Genomic DNA, 3,648 nt, shown 5'->3' on the forward strand with positions numbered 1-3,648 from the left:
CCGGTCCGGCGACGGGGCGGAGGAGGCCCCGGGGTCCGCCGGCCGTTCGGTGAGCCCAGGGAAGGCTACGCTGCGCCCCCGCCAGCGCACCGCCCGGACCGCCGCCTCGCGCAGCGCGCCGGCCGCCTCCCGGCGCAGCGCCCCGTCGGAGGCCCGGACGAGATCCGCGTAGACGCCGCCCAGACGGTCCTCCAGTTCGGCCGCCAGCCGCTCGGCGGCGGCCGCGTCGGGGACGGGGAAGGGCAGCCGGTAGGCGGCCGCCGCCGGCTCCGGGGTGCCGCCGAGGTCCCGGACGGTGCGGTGGAGCCCGTCCCGGCGCGCACGGTGCGCGTCGTAGCCCTCGCGGGCTTCCTTGCGCCGGTCGTCTCCGATGCGGCCGCCGACGACTCCGTATCCGTAGACGGCGGCGTGCTCGGCCGCCAGCGCCGCCTGTACGGCGTCCAGCGCCTCGGCCGGCGGCGGGGACCCGTCGAGCGGGGCCGTCCCGGCGGCGGGACGGGAACCGGTCACACCGGTCATGAGGCCTCCGTCAGCAGGTAGGCGTGCGCCGCCCCGCAGGCGGCGACCGAGGCGAGCAGCCTCGCCAGTTCGGGTGAGGCACCGGTCAGGGCGCCGGTGCGGGTGTCCGCCGCGCGGCGCTCGGCACCGGCCAGCGCCTCGAGCGCGGCCTTCTCGTCCCCGGGCACGTCGGGCGCACCGCCGTCCGCACCGGGGCCCGGGCCCGGCGCGGTGGTGGCGGGGCCGCCGTCGCGGGCGGGCGCCGACGGCCCGTCCGGGGAGGCGGCCCCGCTTCCCGGGCCGGCCCCGTCCTCGAAGGCGCGGGCGTGCCGCTCGGTTTCGCCGCGCAGCGGGGCCAGCAGCGCGGCGAGCCCCGGATGCGCCTCGGCGGTCGCGTCGTACCGCCGGAGCAGCGTCCGCGAGTCCTCGGCGCTGCGGGCGCGCAGCCGGCGCTCCGCCGACGCCTGCTTCGCCTCCTCCGGCGCCGTGCCGCCGCCGGAGCAGGCCGGGAGCAGGACGGCGGCCGTGCCCGCGCCGAGAGCACCGGCGAGCAACGACCTCCTGCGCGGCCCGGACGGGGCTCGCGGCGGAGTGAGGGGCGGCACGGTTCACCTCCTGGGGACGGCCCGAGGCCGGGGAGACCGGCCGGCGGCAGCGCCTGTGCGCTCCCCCGGGCAGCCCTGCGGGGCGGCCCTGACCGGCCACGGCCGTGATCGGCCGCGCTTGAGCGTACCCGCGTTCGGCAACCGAATCGCCGACCGGGCCGCCGGCCGCGCGGAACCACCCCCCGGTGGGCGGACGGCACCACCCTCCGCGACCGGATACCCTTTGACCTGACACGCGACCTTCCGACAACAGCACACGCGGCCGAGGAGTCACCCGGATGAGCACCACCCAGAGCGAGAGGCTGCGCGGACTGCTCGAGCCGCTGGTCGCCGCGCGACACCTGGATCTGGAGGAGATCGAGGTGGCAACGGTCGGGAGGATGCGCGTACTCCGGATCGTGGTGGACTCCGACGAGGGCGTCCAGCTGGACGCCTGCGCGGAGCTCAGCCGCGCGGTGTCCGAGCGGCTCGACGAGACCGACGCCATGGGCGAGAGCGCGTACCGCCTGGAGGTCACCTCCCCGGGCGCCGACCGGCCGCTGACGGAGCTGCGCCACTACCGGCGCGCCACCGGCCGTCTGATGAAGGCTCAGCTGGCCGACGGCGGTGAGCTCGTCGCCCGGATCCTCTCCGTGGACGAGGACGGCCTCGACCTGGAGGTGCCGGGCGTGAAGGGCCGCAAGCCCACCGCCCGCCGGCTCTCCTTCCCGGAGATCGCCAAGGCGCGCGTGGAGATCGAGTTCAACCGCAAGGCCGCCGACCGCAACGCCGCGGCCGCTGACGACGAGAGCCAGGAGGAGGCGTAGCCGTGGACATCGACATGAGTGCCCTGCGGGGTTTGGTGCGGGAGAAGGAGATTTCTTTCGACCTGCTGGTCGAGGCGATCGAGTCCGCCCTCCTGATCGCCTATCACCGCACCGAGGGAAGCCGCCGCCGGGCGCGCGTCGAACTGGACCGGAACACCGGCCATGTGACCGTGTGGGCGCGGGAGGACACCGGGCCCGCCGGCGACGTCGAGGAGGGGGCGGAGCCGCAGGAGTTCGACGACACCCCCTCCGGCTTCGGCCGGATCGCGGCGACGACCGCCAAGCAGGTCATCCTGCAGCGGCTGCGGGACGCCGAGGAGGAGATCACCTTCGGCGAGTACGCCGGCCGTGAGGGCGACGTCGTCGCCGGTGTGGTGCAGCAGGGCAAGGACCCGAAGAACGTCCTGGTCGACATCGGCAGGCTGGAGGCCATCCTGCCGGTGCAGGAGCAGGTGCCGGGGGAGAGCTACACCCACGGTTCGCGGCTGCGCACCTATGTCGTCCGGGTGGTCAAGGGGGTCCGCGGCCCGTCCGTGACGCTCTCCCGCACCCACCCGAACCTGGTGAAGAAGCTCTTCGCGATGGAGGTCCCGGAGATCGCGGACGGGTCCGTGGAGATCGCGGCCATCGCGCGCGAGGCGGGCCACCGCACCAAGATCGCGGTGCGTTCCACCCGCTCCGGGCTGAACGCCAAGGGGGCGTGCATCGGCCCGATGGGCGGCCGGGTGCGCGCGGTGATGGCGGAGCTGCACGGCGAGAAGATCGACATCGTCGACTGGTCGGACGACCCGGCCGAGCTGGTGGCGCACGCACTGTCGCCCGCCCGGGTCAGCAAGGTCGACATCGTGGACCTCGCGGCCCGTTCCGCCCGGGTGACCGTGCCGGACTACCAGCTGTCGCTCGCCATCGGCAAGGAAGGGCAGAACGCCCGCCTGGCCGCCCGGCTCACGGGCTGGCGCATCGACATCCGTCCCGACACGGAGCCGCAGGCGGCGGGGGAGACCCCGGCGTGACGCAAGCCACAGCGATCCGGAAATAACGAACAGCCGTACGGGCATTACCCCGAAAGGGGTTCGGTCGGTACGGGGAGGTAGACTTGAGCGTGTCTGGCCGGACGCATGCCCGTGCATGCCCCGAGCGCACCTGTATCGGGTGCCGGGAGCGTGCGGCCAAGACCGATCTGCTGCGCATCGCGGTGGTCGGGGACGCCTGCGTCCCCGACCCGCGCGGTACGCTGCCCGGCCGGGGTGCCTATGTGCACCCCGTCCCGGTCTGCATCGACCTGGCGGTCCGCCGCCGGGCCTTCTCCCGGGCCTTCAGGGGCCGGGGGCCGCTCGACACCGCGCCGGTGAGCGCTCATCTCGGGCAGCGGGCCGAGCGGGCAACATCGTAAGCAGGCAACACCGTAAGAGAACGGCACGGAACAACCGTGCGGTCAGGTACCTCGCGAGTCGGAAGTAGGTCGAGATTGCGATGAGCACTCGATGAGTACGCGATGAGTACGCCCATGAAGTAGCGACGGTCCGGCGGAACCCGGACCCAGAAGGAGCGAAGTGGCAAAGGTCCGGGTATACGAACTCGCCAAGGAGTTCGGAGTCGAGAGCAAGGTCGTCATGGCCAAGCTCCAAGAACTTGGCGAATTCGTCCGTTCGGCGTCCTCGACGATCGAGGCGCCTGTAGTCCGCAAACTGACTGACGCTTTCCAGCAGGGCAACGGCTCCGGCCGCGCCGCCGGCAAG

The 3,648-nt window shown here is 73.9% G+C and carries 6 protein-coding genes; 4 read left to right on the plus strand and 2 right to left on the minus strand.

Annotation, left to right across the window (positions count from 1 at the left end; genetic code table 11):
* Both GCU69_RS07030 and GCU69_RS07035 read right to left on the minus strand, forming a co-directional pair.
* On the minus strand, positions 1-519 hold a 519-nt coding region (locus GCU69_RS07030; RefSeq protein ID WP_156205425.1), incomplete at its 3' end, for a ferritin-like domain-containing protein.
* Positions 516-1,052, minus strand: coding sequence for a hypothetical protein (locus tag GCU69_RS07035; protein ID WP_328629981.1), 537 nt, complete (start codon positions 1,050-1,052; stop codon positions 516-518). The genes GCU69_RS07035 and GCU69_RS07030, both read right to left, overlap by 4 nt.
* A gap of 329 nt (positions 1,053-1,381) precedes the next feature.
* Here GCU69_RS07035 and rimP point away from each other — a divergent pair, with 329 nt between their 5' ends.
* The 4 genes from rimP to GCU69_RS07055 all read left to right on the plus strand — a co-directional run.
* Positions 1,382-1,909: a ribosome maturation factor RimP gene (gene rimP / locus GCU69_RS07040; protein ID WP_156205427.1), complete on the plus strand. Its 528-nt coding sequence runs from the start codon at positions 1,382-1,384 to the stop codon at positions 1,907-1,909.
* A 2-nt stretch (positions 1,910-1,911) separates the two neighbouring features.
* Positions 1,912-2,922 carry a transcription termination factor NusA gene (gene nusA / locus GCU69_RS07045; RefSeq protein WP_098749842.1) on the plus strand — a complete coding sequence of 337 codons (1,011 nt, stop codon included), beginning with the start codon at positions 1,912-1,914 and terminating at the stop codon, positions 2,920-2,922.
* A gap of 89 nt (positions 2,923-3,011) precedes the next feature.
* Positions 3,012-3,302 (plus strand): YlxR family protein, encoded by a 291-nt coding sequence (locus tag GCU69_RS07050; RefSeq protein WP_098749848.1) that lies wholly within the window; start codon positions 3,012-3,014, stop codon positions 3,300-3,302.
* 160 nt (positions 3,303-3,462) lie between these two features.
* A partial coding sequence (locus tag GCU69_RS07055) for a translation initiation factor IF-2 N-terminal domain-containing protein (RefSeq protein ID WP_156205428.1) occupies positions 3,463-3,648 on the plus strand: 186 nt, incomplete at its 3' end.

The sequence above is a fragment of the Streptomyces lycii genome (assembly GCF_009735685.1).
In the GTDB taxonomy this organism is placed as follows: Bacteria; Actinomycetota; Actinomycetes; order Streptomycetales; family Streptomycetaceae; genus Streptomyces; species Streptomyces lycii.